The organism is Polaromonas sp. P3_B1 (assembly GCF_056402935.1).
This window is the reverse complement of sequence record NZ_JBFUGK010000045.1, coordinates 1-17,468: the sequence shown is the minus strand read 5'-3', so window position 1 is coordinate 17,468 and position 17,468 is coordinate 1. Positions and strand designations below refer to the sequence as shown.

At 63.4% G+C, this 17,468-nt stretch carries 17 protein-coding genes; 1 reads left to right on the top strand and 16 read right to left on the bottom strand.

Translation table 11 applies throughout. From position 1 onward, the window contains the following. Positions 1-48: 48 nt before the first annotated feature. The 13 genes from AC1DXS_RS21465 to AC1DXS_RS21405 form a co-directional block, all read right to left on the bottom strand. Complete coding sequence (locus AC1DXS_RS21465) at positions 49-282, bottom strand: hypothetical protein (protein ID WP_477739485.1); 234 nt, start codon at positions 280-282, stop codon at positions 49-51. A gap of 21 nt (positions 283-303) precedes the next feature. After that, complete coding sequence (locus tag AC1DXS_RS21460) at positions 304-873, bottom strand: hypothetical protein (RefSeq protein WP_477739484.1); 570 nt, start codon at positions 871-873, stop codon at positions 304-306. Next, positions 821-1,120, bottom strand: coding sequence for a DUF705 domain-containing protein (locus AC1DXS_RS21455; protein WP_477739483.1), 300 nt, complete (start codon positions 1,118-1,120; stop codon positions 821-823). Before AC1DXS_RS21455 ends, AC1DXS_RS21460 begins: the two co-directional genes overlap by 53 nt. Next, positions 1,117-1,548, bottom strand: a complete 432-nt coding sequence (locus AC1DXS_RS21450; protein WP_477739482.1) for a hypothetical protein — start codon at positions 1,546-1,548, stop codon at positions 1,117-1,119. The genes AC1DXS_RS21455 and AC1DXS_RS21450 overlap by 4 nt, the downstream gene beginning before the upstream one ends. 3 nt (positions 1,549-1,551) lie before the next feature. Then, positions 1,552-2,223 carry a hypothetical protein gene (locus AC1DXS_RS21445; RefSeq protein ID WP_477739481.1) on the bottom strand — a complete coding sequence of 224 codons (672 nt, stop codon included), beginning with the start codon at positions 2,221-2,223 and terminating at the stop codon, positions 1,552-1,554. A gap of 80 nt (positions 2,224-2,303) precedes the next feature. Next, positions 2,304-2,678 (bottom strand): hypothetical protein, encoded by a 375-nt coding sequence (locus AC1DXS_RS21440; RefSeq protein WP_477739480.1) that lies wholly within the window; start codon positions 2,676-2,678, stop codon positions 2,304-2,306. Between the two features lie 163 nt (positions 2,679-2,841). Beyond that, positions 2,842-4,293: an aldehyde dehydrogenase family protein gene (locus AC1DXS_RS21435; protein WP_477739479.1), complete on the bottom strand. Its 1,452-nt coding sequence runs from the start codon at positions 4,291-4,293 to the stop codon at positions 2,842-2,844. Between the two features lie 81 nt (positions 4,294-4,374). Next, positions 4,375-5,286: an amidohydrolase family protein gene (locus tag AC1DXS_RS21430; protein WP_477739478.1), complete on the bottom strand. Its 912-nt coding sequence runs from the start codon at positions 5,284-5,286 to the stop codon at positions 4,375-4,377. A gap of 16 nt (positions 5,287-5,302) precedes the next feature. Beyond that, a complete protein-coding gene (locus AC1DXS_RS21425; protein ID WP_477739477.1) occupies positions 5,303-6,247 on the bottom strand; it encodes a YncE family protein in 945 nt (314 codons plus the stop codon). A gap of 62 nt (positions 6,248-6,309) precedes the next feature. Next, on the bottom strand, positions 6,310-7,227 hold the full coding sequence (locus AC1DXS_RS21420) for a dihydrodipicolinate synthase family protein (protein WP_477739476.1): 918 nt from the start codon (positions 7,225-7,227) through the stop codon (positions 6,310-6,312). Positions 7,228-7,232: 5 nt separating this feature from the next. Continuing rightward, positions 7,233-8,405 carry an L-rhamnonate dehydratase gene (locus tag AC1DXS_RS21415; RefSeq protein WP_413330761.1) on the bottom strand — a complete coding sequence of 391 codons (1,173 nt, stop codon included), beginning with the start codon at positions 8,403-8,405 and terminating at the stop codon, positions 7,233-7,235. 39 nt (positions 8,406-8,444) lie between these two features. Beyond that, entirely contained in the window at positions 8,445-9,485 is a 1,041-nt protein-coding gene (locus AC1DXS_RS21410) for a 4-hydroxythreonine-4-phosphate dehydrogenase PdxA (protein WP_477739475.1), read from the bottom strand. 14 nt (positions 9,486-9,499) lie between these two features. Further along, on the bottom strand, positions 9,500-10,480 hold the full coding sequence (locus tag AC1DXS_RS21405; protein WP_477739474.1) for a Bug family tripartite tricarboxylate transporter substrate binding protein: 981 nt from the start codon (positions 10,478-10,480) through the stop codon (positions 9,500-9,502). Positions 10,481-10,631: 151 nt separating this feature from the next. Between AC1DXS_RS21405 and AC1DXS_RS21400 the strand changes: the two genes are divergently transcribed. Continuing rightward, the gene (locus tag AC1DXS_RS21400; RefSeq protein WP_477739473.1) at positions 10,632-11,585 is read left to right on the top strand and encodes a LysR family transcriptional regulator; all 954 of its coding nucleotides are present in this window, start codon (positions 10,632-10,634) and stop codon (positions 11,583-11,585) included. 3 nt (positions 11,586-11,588) lie between these two features. On the opposite strand, the gene AC1DXS_RS21395 is transcribed toward AC1DXS_RS21400, so the two are convergent. From AC1DXS_RS21395 to AC1DXS_RS21385, 3 genes are all read right to left on the bottom strand, one after another. Beyond that, a complete protein-coding gene (locus tag AC1DXS_RS21395; RefSeq protein WP_477739472.1) occupies positions 11,589-13,007 on the bottom strand; it encodes an efflux transporter outer membrane subunit in 1,419 nt (472 codons plus the stop codon). A gap of 228 nt (positions 13,008-13,235) precedes the next feature. After that, a complete protein-coding gene (locus AC1DXS_RS21390; RefSeq protein WP_477739471.1) occupies positions 13,236-13,643 on the bottom strand; it encodes an endonuclease domain-containing protein in 408 nt (135 codons plus the stop codon). A 212-nt stretch (positions 13,644-13,855) separates the two neighbouring features. Then, the gene (locus AC1DXS_RS21385; protein WP_477739470.1) at positions 13,856-17,197 is read right to left on the bottom strand and encodes an efflux RND transporter permease subunit; all 3,342 of its coding nucleotides are present in this window, start codon (positions 17,195-17,197) and stop codon (positions 13,856-13,858) included. Positions 17,198-17,468: the final 271 nt, after the last annotated feature.

Below are 17,468 nucleotides of genomic sequence, written 5' to 3'. Positions count from 1 at the left end.
ATATCGAAGTTCCATTGTCGACGCTCCCCCCAACACACAGAAAGCTATTTATTCAAGGTCTTTCCTGATGAGTGCTGCGACCAGTTGAGCGTCACCCACAATGTCCTCATTTCCCGTGAAACGGGAGACTTCCATGTGTCCGTCGGAGAACACATCAACTTCCACTCGTTCGCCTACCCGTGTCCAGGTGACCAGGATGGTGTCGGGGCGATGACGCCCGAGCGTGAAGTGAATATTGGCTGCCTCCAAATCGGACAGCAATGTAAAAAGTGCGTGATTCATAGGGGGCAATTGGGGCATCCATTACTGGTATTTGCATTCCGGTGGTCGAGGAGCCCCGAGGCCGTATTTGGCGACGGCATCCTGCACTATGCGTGTGCAGCCTGGCGCCAGCGATTCGAGCAGAATAAATTGAGCCGCCGGGCAGGCGTCGGGATTCCCTCGAATCAGCTTGCCTTGCTTGAAGCGGCAGGCAAGCGCTTCGTCATCGGTTTCATAGGCGGACCAAACCCGAACCGGATCACCGTTGATCACTTCGGTGAGGAAAACCACTGTCCATTTCTCACCCTCCGGCGCGAACAGCACCTGGCATCCGTTGTAGCGCGCGTCAACGTCCTTGGCACGCGGGTAGACGCGCAGGGTGATGCCATGATTCTCTCTTTCACCCGCAGTGGCTGGCGGCGCCACCAGGTCGCAATTTTTACCTGCCGGTTTATCCGTGTCGGCCGCATGTACAGGAAAAGCCCAAAGCAACAAGCTTATGTACAAAGAAGCTACGCGCATCACAGGCGAAAAGCGAGCGCCGGTCTGGCCGCTGCCCTTACGCATTTTCAGCCTGCGACGGATAAAGGTGCTGACAAAACCGCCACTCATGCACAGGCTGGTCGTCTATGTAGGCTGTAGGTTTTGGCAGGTAACCTTCAAAGCAGTCGTCGATTGCAAGTTCAAGAGCCGTGGCCCTGCAGTACTCAGCGCCTCCGGAGCTCCAGAGAAACAAGGTTGCTCCCTGGGATTTGAGCCGCCGTACCTGGGCAATTACCGCCGGCATGGGAATGCGTTTCGCGCCCACGGACCGAATCATGGTGTCATCGACATCTACAAAAATGATTTGTGCGGTCATGATGGTTGGCGAGTCCGTGCTTGGTGAAGCATATGCGACGCCAACAGCCATAACGCCACCGGCAGTAAAAGCGCAGCCGCAACAACCTCCGAAAGAATCGTGAGATTGGCCACCAAGGGATGCAGCTCTATAGGCGCCAGCGCATAGTGCCCCAGCCCGTCAAAACCCAGCGCCGCGTAAACAGCGATCAGCAGCAGGCCCGTGGCCATGAATTTCTTGCGCATCAGCAGCAGGCCAGTTGCGCCCACGAAGGTGATGGCCGCCCACACCGCGTAGACCTGCGCGCTTGTGAGCCAGGCCGGCAGGTTCGGGTATTCGCAAATGAACTCGGCGTTGTGGCTGAAGTGGCCGAGGCTGGTGACGAAGTAGGCCGTCGTCAGGGCGAGGAGAACTTTAAGGGAGCTTGCGCGGTGGTACATGACGTTCATTTTTTACTCTCGCCACTGAAACGGCAAGTCCTTGACCGAGCCGCTTTTCCATGCGGTTACGACACCCGAAACGGACTCTCCTTTGCTGGAAGAGTTGTAGCTGAAGGAGGAGACGTGGTAGCGGTAGCCATCTCCGAGTTTTTCGCGTGTTTCCCGGACTGCACGGATCCCGGACTCCGAATGCTGCACCAGGGTGCCGACAGCCGCGAGGATGACGGCCAGCCCGATACCCAGTGCCAGGGGGATGCCTGAGCTCCGAGCGGGGAGACCGGCTTTTTTGTAGGCGAGCCGTATGGGAGTCGATCCCAGTTCGCGTATCAGCCATGAAAAAAGCACCAAAGCAAGAACAAGAAATACAAAATAGCCCAGGAATGCCAAAGGGTCGAGTTGAGCTCGCGTAACTATGAGATCGATCGGTTGCAGCAATGGGAGAACGAGACTCACCGAGATGCAGGCAGCGAGCAGGAACAAGGCGAACCGGCGCACGATCGAGGCAGCACGCAGGTTGCCGCGCAGCAGGAAGATGCCGGCGATGACCGCGAAGATATTGAGGCTGGACATGTAGGCGATCTGATTGAACATGGCGTACGCCATCAGCCCGATATCCAGGATTCCCACGATCAGAAGAACCAGCCCCGTTCGCTTGAGGGCCGGGTAGTGGTCAGCGGCATCCATTGATATCGCCTGAGGATGAAGTCGGCCGGCATGCGGCATGCATATTGGACCTTGCCCGGTAAGGCTCCTGGTTTGGGCCCTTATTGCGCTGAGTCATGAAATATTTTTGAACGAGTCAGCGATTCCCCGCACTGCGGGCAGAATTTTGCCGCCGTAACCAGGTTGCCCGGTTGCGCTACATGCCCACAGGACTTGCAAACACGGACCACGGCAACAGTGACGTAGGCGATGAACGCCAGAGCCAGAAGTACGAGCAAGACATACTGGAGTTGGCCGGAAATTCCTGGGAAAAAGACAAAGAACGGGCCAAGAATTCCAATGCTGACAAGGCTCACCCTGGCGTACCAGTGATGTTTGCGTTCGGGGCTGAGGCCGCGCATGAACAGCCAGTTGCCCAGGACCAGAAGCCCAAAGACAGCAAAGTAAACGATGCCGAATTCATCTTCAAATTTCATAGGACCTGATGTGGAAGTAGAGCGGCCAGATCGCGTCTATTCCCGCACTATAAGCCCCGGCACACTGAACCACTTACCCGGTCTGGCTCGCAGTTCCCTGAAACTGGGCAAAACCCCGGCTATGTGAAAGCCAGCGCTTCTTGCCCTGTTTCATCAAGGTGGTTCAAGCCAGCGTATACGCCGTCTTCACCGTCGTGAAAAACTCCTGCGCGTACCTGCCCTGTTCGCGCGGGCCGTAGCTCGATCCCTTGCGGCCGCCGAAGGGGACGTGGTAGTCCACACCTGCCGTCGGCAGGTTGACCATGACCATACCGGCCTGGCTGTGGCGCTTGAAGTGGGTGGCGTATTTGAGGCTGGTGGTGGCGATGCCGGCTGACAGGCCGAAAGGCGTGTCGTTGGCGCTGGCCAGGGCCGCTTCGTAGTCTTTCACGCGGATGATGCTGGCGACCGGGCCGAAGATTTCTTCGCGGTTGATGCGCATGCCGGCCGTGCTTTCGCTGAAGAGGGCGGGCTGCATGTAGTAACCTTCGGCGCCGCTGCCGGTGTGGCAGGGAATGCGCGCACCGCCGAAAGCCAGGGTCGCGCCTTCGGCCTTGCCGATTTCGATGTAGCTCAAGTCCTGCTCGAGCTGCGCCTGCGAGGACACCGGGCCCACGTCGGTGCCGGCTGTGAGGGCGTCGCCGACCTTGATGCGGGCCATGCGTTCCTGCAAGGCTTTGACGAAGGCCGGGTAGATGCCGTCGGTGACGATCAGGCGGCTGGACGCCGTGCAGCGCTGGCCGGTGGAGTAGAAGGCGCTTTGCGCGCTGAGCTCAACCGCTTGCGTGAGGTCGGCGTCGTCGAGGATGACCTGCGGGTTCTTGCCGCCCATTTCGAGCTGCACTTTTTTGAGGTTCTTCGCGCAGGCCTCGGCGATGCGGCTGCCTACGCCGACCGAGCCGGTAAAGCTGATGGCGTTGACGCCGGGGTGGTTGACCAGTGCATCGCCGATCACGCGGCCCGGGCCCATGACCAGGTTGAACACGCCGGCCGGTATGCCCGAGCGCGAGATGATCTCGGCCAGCGCCCAGGCGCTGCCGGGCACCAGGTCGGCGGGTTTCAAGACCACGCAGTTGCCGAAGGCCAATGCGGGTGCGATCTTCCAGGCCGGGATCGCGATGGGGAAGTTCCAGGGCGTGATCAGGCCGACCACGCCCACGGGCTCGCGCGTGATCTCCACGCCTATGCCGGGGCGCACCGAGGGAATCGTCTCGCCCGACAGGCGCAGGCATTCACCCGCGAAGAACTTGAAGATATGGCCGGCGCGTGTGGCTTCGCCTATGCCTTCGGGTTTGGTTTTGCCTTCTTCGCGCGAGAGCAGGGTGCCCAGCTCTTCACGGCGCGCGAGGATTTCGGTGCCGATTTTGTCCAGCGCATCAGAGCGTGCCTGTATGCCCGAGGTCGACCATGCCGGGAAGGCGGCTTGTGCGGCCTGCACCGCTGCATCCAGGCCGGCGGCATCGGCCTGCGTGTATTCGCCGATCACCTCGGCCAGGTTGCTGGGGTTGAGGTTGGGGCTGTAGCTTTTGCCCGCCAGCCATTGGCCGTTGATGAGGTTGTCGTGTTTTGTGGTCATGGGTGTGCTTCCAGGAGTTGAACTTGATTCAGGAGTGAAGAAAGGACGAAGTGGGCGCGCAGGCCGTTTCACAAAGCGGTCTCACAAGGGCGGCGTCACATCAATCGCATAAAAACGCAGGGCGTTGGCGCACATCATCGCATGTTGCTGCTGATCCGGCAGGTGGGTCAGCATACCGGCCACACTGCCAACCAGGTCCGGGTAGCGGATGCGCAGGCCGGCCACCGGAAAGTTGCTGGCGAACATGCAGCGCTGCCATCCAAAAATTGCAATCGTTTCATACACAATTCGCGCGTTCTTCTGCGAGTCCCAGGGCCGGCCGCGCAGACCGAACTCCGAGAGCTTGACGTGTACGTTCTCCTGCCGGGCCAGCGTCTCCATCCAGCCGCGCCAGCGCTTGAGGCCTTCTTCACTGCGGTCCCAGGCAAACCCGTGGTGGTTGAGGACCATGGGCACCTTGGGAAACAGCGCCGCCACCTCGGCCGCCTCAGGCAAATGCCAGGCCGGCACGCGCAGGTCCCAGCGCAGGCCGTATTTTTCGAGCAGCGAGAAGCCGCGCAACCAGGCTTCGTCCTGCATGCTGCCGGCCTGGCCCTTCACGCTGTGGTCCGGCGATGCGGAAGTCACCGGCTTGCTGCGTATGCCGCGCACCAGCGGGAAACGCGACTGCGCGAGCAGGATCTCCTCGCTGTCCGGCCGGTCAAACCAGGCGTGGGCGACCACGGCATTGGGGAAACCGTGCGTCGCATGCACTTCATGCAGCCAGGTGGTTTCGGCGAGCTGCTCATCACGGCTGCGCTCGGCCTCTACATGCACGGTCGCGATCACCTCGCAAGGCGCTACGGCGGCGCGGTAGTCGGGCGCCAGGAAGTCGCGGCAGATAGCCCGGTAGTCGCCCAGGAAGAAGGCCTCGGGATCATAGGCCTCCTGCAGCCAGGGATAGTGGCCGCGCGACAGGTCCCACAGGTGGTGGTGGGCATCGACGATGGGCATCGCCGGCATCATGGCCTCAATGCCGCCAGACGTAAGACGAATCCGGTTCGCGCAGGGTTTTGATCTGCTGCCCGAATTCAAAGCTGTCCAGGCTCAGGCGGCGTACCGTGTCGTCCTGGAAAGAGATATAGACCGCGCGATCCACCGGGTGGAAAGACAGGGCCAGCGGGTTGCTGGGCAGGGCGAAGCAGCGCTGCTCTTGCAGGTCAGTGCCGAAGACCGAAAGCGAATGCTCGCCCGAGTTGGTGGTGAGCAGCAGGTCCTGGCCCTGCGCGCCCTTGAAGCGGTAGACGCGGTTGGGGTCACGCCGTGTCTTGCCCTGGGCCACGACCTTCATGCTGGCCGTGTCGACGGCGACGATGCTGTCGTCGCCGCGGTTGGCCACGTAGAGCAGCGACTCGTCGGCCGACAGCACGTTGCCCTCGGGCACCGGCCCTGGCACCATGGCCACCGGTGCGAAGGTTGGGTCGTTGGGCCTGATTTTGGTAACGGTGTTGGACAACAGGTTGAGCGCATAGGCCGTCTGCGCGTCTTTCGTCAGCGCGAACAGATGCGTCTTGTAGCCGCCCGAGGGCACGGCCAGGTCCGGCACATGCACTTTCGCCGGATCCGAAAAGCGCAGCAGCACGTTGTGCGCCTCCGACATCACAAACAGCCGCCCCTGCGCATCCACCGCCAGGCCGTGCGGCCGGTAGTAAGGCCACAGGTTCAGCGTGGCGACGTGTTTTTGCTGCGCGAGGTCGATGACAAACACCGAGTGCCCGCCCATATCGCCCAGGTGGCTGGCCGTCTCTATGCCGTAGTGGCCCACGTAGGCCAGGCCGCGCGCCGCGTCCACCGTGAACTCATGCGGAAAGTTCGGCAGCACGATGTGTTTTGGCGGGAGGCCCGTGGCGAGGTCGTAAAAGCTGAAGGTATGGGCGCATTTTTGCACCAGCAAGAGTGTTTCCCGAAGCGGCATGGATGTCCTGAAAATGGGGGCCTGAAAGGAAACGGTGCCTGCACAGCAGGCGGCTGAAGCGCCTATTTGCCCCAGCGTAGCACCAGCGGGTCCAGCCGGCGCGCGGTGGCCAGCAAACCTTTGCGTACCTCGGGATGCATGGCGGGAAAGGGATGGCGCGGCGCCTCGCAGGCAATCACACCGCCTTCCTTCATCAAGGCCTTGGCCGTGAGGATGCCGCCCTGGCGGTTTTCATAATTGATCAGCGGCAGCCAGCGTGTGTACTCGGCCGTAGCCTCTTCGTGTTTACCGGCCGCCCAGGCGTCCATGATTTTGCGAATGCCGTCGGGGTAGCCGCCGCCGGTCATCGCACCGGTCGCGCCGGCTTCCAGGTCGGGCAGCAGGGTGATGGCCTCCTCGCCATCCCAGGGGCCTTCGATCGCCTCGCCGCCCAGGCGCAGCAGCTCGCGCAGCTTGGAGGCGGCGCCCGGCGTCTCAATCTTGAAGTAGGCGACGTTGCGTATCTCTTTGGCCATGCGCGCGAGAAAAGCGGCCGACAGCGGTGTGCCGCTGACGGGCGCGTCCTGGATCATGATGGGGATATCAATGGCGGCCGACAGCGTGGCGAAGAACTCGTAGATCTTCTCTTCGGTCACGCGAATGGTGGCGCCATGGTAGGGCGGCATCACCATGACCATGGCCGCGCCCAGGTCCTGCGCGCGGCGGCTGCGCTCGGCGCAGACCCAGGTGCCGAAATGCGTGGTGGTCACGATCACCGGCACGCGGCCCGCCACGTGCGTGAGGATGGTGGTGGTCAGCACTTCGCGTTCTTCATCGGACAGCACGAATTGCTCCGAGAAATTCGCGAGTATGCACAGGCCCGTCGATCCGGCATCGATCATGAAATCGACGCAGCGCTTCTGGCTGGCGAGGTCCAGCTCGCCCGCGTCGGTGAAGGTGGTGGGCACCACCGGGAATACGCCGGTGTATCTTGCTTTCATGCTGCTCACTCGACGATGTTGAAGTCTTTGAGGAATTCGGTCTTCATGGTCAGGCCCAGGCCGGGCTTGTTGTCGTCGAGCTGCAAAAAGCCGTTTTCGGCCACGGGCTCGCCGTCGAAGATGTAATAGAACAGCTCGTTGCCGACTTCCACGTCGAACATCGGGAAATATTCGCTCATGGGCGAGGCGAGGGTGCTCATGGTCAGGTGGTAGTTGTGCATCTGGCCGGCATGCGGCACCACCGGCACGCTGTAGGCCTCGCACAGCGCGTTGATCTTGTGCGCGGCCGTGATGCCGCCCACGCGGTTGGTGTCGTACTGCACCACGGACACAGCTTTTTTGTCGAGCAGCTGCTTGAAGCCGTAGAGGCTGAACTCATGCTCGCCACCCGAGATCGGGATGCTGGTCAGCTGGTTCAGCTCGGCATAGCCATCAATGTCGTCGGCAATCACGGGTTCTTCGACCCAGCGCGGCTGGAACTTCTCGAGCTTGGGCAGCATGCGCTTGGCGTATTCGAGGTTCCAGCCCATGTAGCACTCGAGCATCAAGTCGTTGTCGTAGCCGATCACTTCGCGCAGCGCCTCGACGGCTTTCAGGTTTTCCGCCACGCCCTTGGTACCGTGCGCCGGGCCGTAGCCAAAGCGCGACTTGAACATGGTGAAGCCCTGGTCCAGGTAGGTTTGCGCCTCGTCCTGCATGGCCTTGATGTCGGTGCGGTAGAGCTTGGAGTAATAGCAGGGAATTTTTTCCTTGGTGCGGCCACCCAGCAGCTTGAACACCGGCTTGCCCACCGACTTGCCCAGAATGTCCCAGATGGCGATGTCCACCGCCGAGATCGCGGCCATGGCCACGCCCTTGCGGCCCCAGGCATGGGTGGCGCGGTACATGCGCTGCCACAGGTATTCATAGTCCCAGGGGTCCTGCCCCAGCACCAGCGGCGTGAGGTACTGGTCGATGATGGCTTTGGCGATGTGCGGCGCCAGCGCGACGTTGCCCAGGCCGACGATGCCGTCGTCGGTTTCGATCTCGACCACCGTCCAGGAATGGAAGCGGAAGGTGCTCATGGTCTCTGTGTTGGAGTAGACCAGGTCCATGGCGTTGGAGCAGAAGTTGCCCTGGGGTGGAACGGTCTTACCTTTCCATTCGAAGACGCGGGCGCGGACTGATTTGATTTTCATATTGGTTCTCTAACGTTGAAATAAAGAAAAAGAAGAAGTTCAGGCAGCTGCTTGCAAACGCGCCGCACCCATACGCTGCGCAATCTTGAAAGCATTGAGCGTGGCATTCACATCGGCGACACCCTGGCCCGCAATGTCATAGGCCGTGCCATGGGCAGGCGTGGTGATCGGTATCGGCAGGCCGCCCTGCACCGTCACGCCCTTGCTGAAGCCCATGAGCTTGATCGCGATCTGGCCCTGGTCGTGGTACATGGTGACGATGGCCTGGTAGAGGCCGTCGCGCGCCTTCAGGAAAATGGTGTCGGCCGGGAAGGGGCCGTCCACCGGCACGCCGGCTGCGCGCAGTTCGGCCACGGCTGGTTCGATGATGTCGATCTCTTCGCGCCCGCAGACACCGCCGTCGCCGCCATGCGGGTTAAAGGCCGCCACCGCGACCTTGGGATAGGCATTGCCGCTGGCCTGCAGCGAGGCATAGATCAGCTTTGCCGCATCGACGATGCGTTGTTTGCTCAGCATGGCCGCCGCGTCTTTGAGCGGAATGTGGGAGGAGACACGCGAGGTCCACAAATCGCCCAGGGTGTTGAACTCGCAGAAATAGCCGGTCACGCCCAGGTATTCGGCGAAGTGGTGCAGTTCGTCTTCGTGCTTCAGGCCCCCCAGCTTCATGGCCTGTTTGTTCAGTGGGGCGAAGCAGATCGCATCGACCTCGCCGCGTTTGGCGCCGTCCATGCAGAGGTTGAGCACCTGCAGCACCGCCGCGCCGCAGGCAGCCTGCGCCTGGCTGCGCTGCACCTGGGTGGATTGAATCGTGTGGGTTGCCAGGAAAGCCGGCAGGCGGGTGTCGGCGCGGCCGCGCACTTCGGCCAGGCTGGTGACGGCCTGTGTGGCCACGGTTTGCCGGGCGGTGAGCTGGCCCTGCTGCCAAAGCCAGTCATCACCCACCAGCACGATGTTGGCGCCGGTCGTGATGCCGGGTTGTGCCAGCAGCAGGGCCATCAGTTCGGGGCCTATGCCGGCCGCGTCGCCCAGCGTGAGGGCAATCACGGGTGTGGAGGCGGGCAGCGTTGTCGTGTTGCTCATGGCTATCTGTTCAATCAGTCGAGTTTGATGTTTTTCCGGGCGATCAGCTCACCATAACGCTTGTTTTCATCGATATGGAACTGCGCGAACTGGGCCTGCGTCATGGGCGTGAGGTCGGCGCCTATGGCGCTCAAACGGGTTTGCGTTTCCGGCATGGCCAGCACCTTGGTGACCTCGTTATAGACGCGCTCCTGCACCGCCTTGGGCGTGGAGGCCGGCATGTAGATGCCGTACCAGGCGCTCATCTCCACGCCCTTGAGGCCGGCTTCGGCCATGGTGGGCACATTGGGCAGTTGCGGGTTGCGTTTGGCGCTGGCCACGGCCAGCGGCTTGATGCGGCCGTTCTTGATCTGGCCTATGACCGAGGGCATGGTGTCAAAGCTCAGCTGCACCTGGCCGGCCACCAGGTCTATCAGCGCCGGACCGCTGCCTCGGTAGGGGATGTGGGTGATGAAGACGCCGGCCTGGTCCTTGAAGAGCTCGGCCGCGATGTGCTGGGTGCTGCCCGAACCGCTGGTCGCATAGTTGAGCTGGCCCGGCTTGCTCTTGGCCAGCTTGATCAGCGACTGCACCGAGTCGACCGGCAAGGCATTGTTGACCACCAGCACATTGGGCACTGCGCCCACAAAGACCACGGGTACCAGGTCCTTGTTGTTGTCGTAGCTGAGCTTGAGCAGGTGCGGTGCGATCGCATGCGCGGTCGAGACACCCATCAGCAGGGTGTGGCCGTCGGTGGACTTGGCTGTGAGGTCGGCGGCCAGGGTGTTGGAGGCGCCGGGGCGGTTCTCGACCACCACGGGTTGCTTGAGCAGCGGGCCCAGCCGGTCGGCCACGGCGCGCGCCATGGCGTCGGTGCCGCCGCCGGGGGCCGAGCCCACGAGGATGCGCACCGGCTTGGCGGGCCATTCCTGTGCCAGGGCGGACGGGGCCGCACTGAAGGCGCAGGCGGCTGCCAGCAGGGCAGGGAAGAGTTTGAGGGCTTTCAGGCGGGGCATTGTCTTTGTCTCCGGGTCATTGTTGTCGGGGGAACGCTGGAACGAATGCCCTGATGTTAGGGTTGGCAATACTTAACGTAAATTGAAAATCCCTGATTATTTGATAACCTAAGGTGATCAATTGAAATCAACGCCTGACAAGCGACCCGCCATGCCCGCCACATCCCGTCAACCTCGTAGCGCTTCCATCCCGCAGTTGCTCAATCGCCTGCGCATGCGCCAGGTCGCGCTGATCCTGGCCGTGGGTGAACACGGCACGCTGCGCAAGGCCTCGGCCGAGCTCGGCATGACGCAGCCGGCCGCCACCAAAATGATCCAGGAGCTGGAGTCCGCGTTGGGCCAGCGCTTGTTTGAAAGAGTGGGCCGCGGGCAAATTCTCACGCCGGCCGGTGCCAGCGTGCTGCGCTACTTCCGCGGCATGCGCGGCTCGGTGGAATCGATGACGCGTGAACTGGCCGAACTGGAGCTGGGCGGCACGGGCCGCGTCTCGGTCGGCAGCATCATGGCGCCGTCGCCCAACCTGCTCACGCAGGCCATCATTGCGCTCAAGAAAGCCTATCCGCTGCTCTCGGTCGACATCACCCTGGACACCAGCGACCGGCTGTTCGAGTTGCTGCGCGAGGGCGTGCTTGACGTCGCCATAGGCCGCATACGCGACGAGCACCGCGCCGATTACAGCTTCACGCCGCTCGAGAACGAGTCCCTGGCATTGGTCGTGGGCGTGCGGCACCCGCTGGCCAAAAAGAAAACCGTCAAGTTTGCGAGCCTGCTGGACTACCCCTGGATACTGCAGCCCACCGGCAGCCCCATGCGCGAAGTGCTGGAACAAGAGTTCCGCATGCTGCAGGCGCCGTCACCCAAGGGCTTGATAGAAACGGCTTCCATACTCACCACCACCAACCTGATCGCCGAGACCGAGATGGTCGGCGTCATGCCGCAGTCGATCGCCGACACCTATGCGCGCCACGGCCTGCTGGCCATACTGCCCTGCTTTATCCGCCACAAGATGGAAGCCTTCGGCAGCATCACGCGCAAGGACAGGCCGCTGAGCGAGGCGGCGCGGTTTTTCCTGGCGGCGTTGCATGGGAGCAGGCCTGCCGGCTGAGCCTTATGGCTTGGCCTGCCAGCCGCCACCCAGTGACTGGATCAAGGCCACAGCCGTGGTCTGCCGGTCTGCCATGGCTTGCACCAGGGCACGGCGCGCGCTCAGCGCAGTGGCCTGGGCGGTGATGACTTCGGTGTAGCCGACCTGGCCGCTGCGGTAGCGGTTGAGCACTTGCTGCTCGACCTGGTCGGCGGCCTCTGAAGCCTGGCGGCGCAGTTCTTGTTGGGTTTGCAGCACGCGGGTGGCGGAGAGTTGGTCTTCCACGTCCTGGAAGGCGACCAGCACGGTCTGGCGGTAGCGGGCCACGGCTTGCTCATGCGCGGCGCGCGCACCGTCAACGCGTGCGCCCGTGGCGCCGGCGTCGAAAATCAGCTGTGCGGCTGAGAGACCCAGGGACCAGACGCTGCTGGATGCCTTGAACAAATCGGCCACGCGGCTGGCACCGGTGCCGGCCGAGGCGTTCAGCGACAGGCTGGGGTAGTAGGCGCTTTTGGCGATGCCGATCTGTTCATTCGCCGAGGCCACGCGACGCTCGGCTGCGGCGATGTCGGGCCGGCGCTGTAGCAGGGCTGAAGGCACGCCCACAGGCACCTCGGGCACCAGTKGGTTCCAGGCGGTGGGCGGCAGGCTGAAATTGGCGGGCGCTTCGCCGACCAGCACCGCGATCGCGTGTTCAAGCTGCGCGCGTGTACGCTGCAGGCCGGCGTTGTCGGCCTGGGCGTTGGCCAGCGTGGTTTGCGCCTGCAGCACGTCGGTCTTGGCGGCGATGCCGGCGGTGTAGCGGTTCTGCGTGATTTCGAGCGCGCGCCGGTAGCCGGCCAGCGTGGTTTCCAGCAAGGCCTTTTGCGCATCGGTCTGGCGCAGCGAAAAATAATTGGCGGCGAGTTCGCCCTGGGCCGAGAGCTTGGCCGAAGCCAGATCGGCCGCGCTGGCCTGTTCGCCCGCTGTGGCGCTGTCCACCGCGCGGCCCAGCCGGCCCCAGACGTCGGGCTCCCAGCTGCCGCCTATGCTGAGCTGGTAGTTGTTGCCGACGCGGCCGGTGCTGCCCGTCGTGACGTTGCCGCTGGCGCGCGATCGTGTGGCGCCGGCATCCAGCGTGACCGTGGGAAACAGCGAGGCCCGTTGCTCGCGCACCAGCGCGCGCGCCTGGCTATAGGCGGCCACCGCCAGCGCGACGTTCTGGTTGGACACGTCCACGCGCGACTGCAGCTGATCCAGCACCGGATCCTTGAACAAGCTCCACCACGGGCCGCGCTCCAGCGCATCGGCCGGCGCGGCCGGCACCCAGCCTTCGGCTTCCTTGAAATTCGTGACTTCGGCGGTGGCGGGGCGCTTGTAGTCTGGGCCGACGGCGCATCCGGTGGCGAGCAATGCAAGCACGGCAGCGAGGATATAGCGATTGGGTTTTTGTGTGTGATGCATAACGTTTCGACCTTCTCAGTCATTCTTGCTCCTTCCCCCTCTGGGGGAAGGTTGGGATGGGGGCCAGCGGCGCTTGATGGTTCGGCCGAGGTTGGATTGTGGGCCGGTTGGCCCCCATCCCTGCCTTCCCCCAGAGAGGGAAGGAGTAAGAGAAGCGCGAGGCGGTTCTTGCTCTCCCCCCAAGGCGGCGAAGGGATAAGAGGACAAGCAGCGGGCTCGGCTTGTTGATCATGGCTGCTCCCGCTCCTTCCCCCGCTGGGGGAAGGTTGGGATGGGGGCCGGCGCGGCCAGCTCGGCCAAGCGGTTATAGATGGCCTGGACCATCGCCGACAGATCGGAGAACGGCAGATTCGCCGGAAAGCGCAGCACATCAAACCCGAGAGATCTGAAATAAGCATCGCGCTTAGCATCGTAGGCCTGCTGGTCGGCATGCTGCGAACCGTCAACTTCCACAATCAGCTGCGGGGCAAGACAGGCAAAATCAGCTATGTAGGGCCCAACCGGATGCTGGCGCCTGAACTTGATGCCCAGCTGCTCTCCACGCAAGCACTGCCATAGCAGCCGCTCGCCGCCGGTCATTTCGCGGCGCAGGGACCTGGCGAAGGTTCTGGCGTTGGAGGTGGCCTGGTTTTGCATCTCAAACAGAGGAAATTACTCCTTTCCCCAGAGAGGAAAGGAGCAGGGCAAGGGATGGTATTCACTCCTTCCTCCTTTGGGGGAAGGTTGGGATGGGGGCCTGCGGCGTTTGAATGCATGGCCGGCTTTGAATTGGAGGCCGGCGGCCCCCATCCCTGCCTTCCCCCAGCGGGGGAAGGAGCAAGAAAAAAGGCGGACGTGCGGCCTTTTCATCATGGCACTTGCGGCGCCGCATCGGTTTCGCCGGGATGGCGGCTGAGCTGGCGCTCAAGGGGGCTGCGGCGGCGCAGCTTGTCCATCAGCACGTACACCACCGGCGTGGTCAGCAGTGTGAGCAGCTGGCTGGCGATCAGCCCGCCGATGATGGCGATGCCCAGCGGCCGGCGCAGCTCGGCCCCTTCGCCGAAACCTATGGCCAGCGGCAGGGCACCCAGGATGGCGGCCAGTGTGGTCATCAGGATGGGGCGGAAACGCAGCAGGCAGGCTTCGCGCACGGCTTCGATGGCCGAGAGGCCGCGCGCGCGTTCGGCCTCGAGCGCGAAGTCGATGATCAGGATGGCGTTTTTCTTGACGATGCCTATCAGCAGGAAGATGCCGATCAGCGCGATGATGGAAAAGTCGAGCTTGAACATCAGCAGCGCCAGTACCGCGCCCACGCCGGCCGAGGGCAGGGTGGAGAGCACGGTGATGGGATGGATCAGACTTTCGTAGAGGATGCCCAGCACGATGTAGATCACCACCAGCGCGGCCAGGATCAGCAGCGGCTGCTGGCCTTGTGATTCCTGCGCGCTGCGCGCCGTGCCGGCGAAACTGCCGCGCACATTGTTGGGCAGGCGGATGTCGGCCTCGGACTGGCGCACGGCCGCCTCGGCGTCGCTCAGGGTGAAGCCGTCGGCCAGGTTGTAGGAGATGGTGGTCGAGAGCTCGCCGTCTTCGTGGCTGATGGAGGCGGCTGTCGGGTTCTCGCTGAAACGCGCGATGGCCGACAGCGGCACCATGGTGGTGGGCGCCGTGCTCAGCACGTTGCCGCTGGAGGAGTCGCGCAGGCCGGGGTTGGCGCTGATGGTGGGTGTGGTGCTGCCGGTCGTGCCGGCCGTTGAGGTGGCGGTCGAGGTGCCGGACGTACCCGTGCCTGCGCTCGTGCGTGAGGTGGAGCTGGTGGACGCTGCCGTGCTGGAGTTTGTGGCGGTCGACGCGGCGCTGCCCGTTCCACCACCCGCATTCTTGGCCGGCACGTAAATGTCCTTGAGCGACTCCGGGCTGCGCGTGTAGCGCGGCGCGACCTCCATGATCACGTGGTACTGGTTGAGCTCGGCGTAAATCGTGGCGACCTGGCGCTGGCCGAAGCCGTCATAGAGCGCGTTGTCCACGTCACGCGAGCTGATGCCCAGGCGCGCGGCGCTTTCCTTGTCGACGGTGACCATGGTCTCCACACCGTTTTCCTGCTGGTCGGTGTCCACGTCGGTCAGCGCTTCTTCGGTCTTCATGCGCTCGGCCAGGCGTGTGGCCCACCGGCTCAGGTCGGCGGCGTTGTCGCTCTTGAGCGTGTACTGGTAGGTTGAGTTGGTCTGGCGCCCGCCGCCGCGCAGGTCCTGTACCGGGTTGAGGAAGAGGCTCACACCTGTCACCTGGGCGAGTTGCGGCCGCAGGCGCGCGATCACGGCCTGGCCGCCATCCTTGCGCTGGCCGACCGGCTTGAGGTTGATGAACATAAAGCCGCCGCCGGCACGCGAGCCACCGGTAAAGCCCACCACCGTGTCCACAGCGGGGTCGGCGCGGATGATGTCCACGAGTTGCTTGAGCTTGGCCTGCAGCGCCTGGAAGGAGATGCTGCGGTCGGCACGCAGGCCGCCGTTGATCTGGCCGGTGTCCTGCTGCGGGAAGAATCCCTTGGGCGCTTTGACGTAGAGATAAACGTTGAGGCCCACCACGGCCGCCAGGATCAGCATCACCAGCAGCTTGCTGTGCAGCGCCCAGTCCAGGCTGGTTTCATAACTGCGGTGCACGCGATTAAAAGCGTTTTCAAACCAGCGGGCCACGCGGCCCGGCGGCTTGGTATGCGCGTCGGGCTTGAGCAGCCAGGCGCACATCATGGGCGTGGTGGTCAGCGAGATCAGCAGCGAGATCAGCACGGCAGCCGACAGCGTGACGGCGAACTCGCGGAACAGCCGGCCGATTTGCCCGCCCATGAACAGCAGCGGGATGAACACCGCCACCAGCGACAGGCTGATGGACAGCACGGTAAAGCCGACCTCGCGCGCGCCCAGCAATGCGGCCTTGAAGCGGTCCATGCCGGCCTCGATGTGGCGGCTGGTGTTCTCCAGCACCACGATGGCGTCGTCGACCACGAAGCCGGTGGCCACCGTGAGCGCCATCAGGCTCAGGTTGTTGAGCGAGAACCCCATCAGGTACATCACGCCGAAGGTGCCCAGCAGCGAAGCCACCGTGGCCACCGCCGGGATGATGGTGGCGCGCGCGCTGCGCAAAAATGCACTGACGACCAGCACCACCAGCACGATGGAGATGATCAGTGTGAGCTCGATTTCATGCAGCGAGGAGCGTATGGAGTTGGTGCTGTCGGAGGCGACCTGCAGGCGCACGTCCTGCGGCAGCTGGGCCTGCAGCTCGGGCAGCAGATCGCGCACGCCGTCCACGGTTTCGATGACGTTGGCGGCCGGCTGGCGCGTGACCAGCACGATCACGGCCGGCTCGCCGTTGAACAGGCCCAGGGTGTTGGTGTTTTCCACCCCGTCCTGAACCTCGGCCACGTCGCGCAGGCGTATCGCTGCGTTGTTGCGCCAGGCGACGATCAGGTCCTGGTAGTCGGCGGCGCGGCGCCCGCCGCTCGCGGTGCTGGAGCCGCTGTAGATCTGGAAGCGCTGGCCGTTGCCTTCGATGGCGCCGCGCGGCCGGTTGGCGTTGGAGGCCTGCAGGGCAGCGCGAACGTCTTCCGCGGCCACGCCGTAGCGGTTCAGCGCGAAGGGGTTGAGCTCCACCCGCACGGCAGGCAGCGAGCCGCCCCCCAGCTCCACGTCACCCACGCCCGGCACCTGGGCGATTTTTTGCTGCACCAGGTTGGAGACCTCGTCATAAATCTGGCCCGGCGAACGCGTCTTGGACGTGAGCGCCAGGATGATGACCGGCGCCGAGGCCGGGTTGGCCTTGCGGTAGGTCGGGTTGCTGCGCAGGGAAGCCGGCAGGTCGGCCCGCGAGGCATTGATGGCAGCCTGCACCTCGCGCGCGGCCGAATCGATCTTGCGGTTGAGGTCGAACTGCAGGCTGATGCGTGTCGAACCGCTGCCGCTCGAGGACGTCATTTCATTGACACCCGCGATGATGCCCAGCCGCCGCTCCAGCGGCGTCGCCACACTGCTGGCCATGGTCGAAGGGCTGGCGCCCGGCAAGGTGGCACTGACCGAGATCACCGGGAAGTCGACCTGCGGCAGGGGAGAGACCGGCAATACGAAGAAGGCGCCTATGCCGGCGAGGGCCAGGCCAATGGTTAATAGGACTGTTGCTACCGGGCGGCGGACGAAGGGCTCGGAGAGGTTCATGGGGTTGTTCCTCCCCCGCCCTTGGTGAGTGGCCAATGCCCTTGGCCGTTCGGGCTGAGGTATCGAAGCCCTGTTACCGTTCGGGCTGAGCTGGTCGAAGCCGGTTCTTGCTCCAGCGGTGCGCTCTCTGCATAGGCTTGCTGGCCGGGGGTTGCCCGGCGGCAAGTAACTTTCTTTTGCTTCGCCAAAAGAAAGTCACCAAAGAAAAGGCGACCCGCAGTCTGGGTCCCTACGCTTCGCTTCGGGCAACCTGCGGTGCTCGAGCCAAGCG

Coding starts and splice junctions, on each gene's coding strand:
- AC1DXS_RS21455 (WP_477739483.1), bottom strand. CDS start 1,120: ATGACCGCACAAATCATTTTTGTAGATGTCGATGACACCATGATTCGG.
- AC1DXS_RS21435 (WP_477739479.1), bottom strand. CDS start 4,293: ATGACCACAAAACACGACAACCTCATCAACGGCCAATGGCTGGCGGGC.
- AC1DXS_RS21405 (WP_477739474.1), bottom strand. CDS start 10,480: ATGCCCCGCCTGAAAGCCCTCAAACTCTTCCCTGCCCTGCTGGCAGCC.
- AC1DXS_RS21390 (WP_477739471.1), bottom strand. CDS start 13,643: ATGCAAAACCAGGCCACCTCCAACGCCAGAACCTTCGCCAGGTCCCTG.
- AC1DXS_RS21465 (WP_477739485.1), bottom strand. CDS start 282: ATGAATCACGCACTTTTTACATTGCTGTCCGATTTGGAGGCAGCCAAT.
- AC1DXS_RS21385 (WP_477739470.1), bottom strand. CDS start 17,197: ATGAACCTCTCCGAGCCCTTCGTCCGCCGCCCGGTAGCAACAGTCCTA.
- AC1DXS_RS21400 (WP_477739473.1), top strand. CDS start 10,632: ATGCCCGCCACATCCCGTCAACCTCGTAGCGCTTCCATCCCGCAGTTG.
- AC1DXS_RS21445 (WP_477739481.1), bottom strand. CDS start 2,223: ATGGATGCCGCTGACCACTACCCGGCCCTCAAGCGAACGGGGCTGGTT.
- AC1DXS_RS21410 (WP_477739475.1), bottom strand. CDS start 9,485: ATGAGCAACACGACAACGCTGCCCGCCTCCACACCCGTGATTGCCCTC.
- AC1DXS_RS21440 (WP_477739480.1), bottom strand. CDS start 2,678: ATGAAATTTGAAGATGAATTCGGCATCGTTTACTTTGCTGTCTTTGGG.
- AC1DXS_RS21420 (WP_477739476.1), bottom strand. CDS start 7,227: ATGAAAGCAAGATACACCGGCGTATTCCCGGTGGTGCCCACCACCTTC.
- AC1DXS_RS21415 (WP_413330761.1), bottom strand. CDS start 8,405: ATGAAAATCAAATCAGTCCGCGCCCGCGTCTTCGAATGGAAAGGTAAG.
- AC1DXS_RS21460 (WP_477739484.1), bottom strand. CDS start 873: ATGAGTGGCGGTTTTGTCAGCACCTTTATCCGTCGCAGGCTGAAAATG.
- AC1DXS_RS21425 (WP_477739477.1), bottom strand. CDS start 6,247: ATGCCGCTTCGGGAAACACTCTTGCTGGTGCAAAAATGCGCCCATACC.
- AC1DXS_RS21430 (WP_477739478.1), bottom strand. CDS start 5,286: ATGCCCATCGTCGATGCCCACCACCACCTGTGGGACCTGTCGCGCGGC.
- AC1DXS_RS21450 (WP_477739482.1), bottom strand. CDS start 1,548: ATGAACGTCATGTACCACCGCGCAAGCTCCCTTAAAGTTCTCCTCGCC.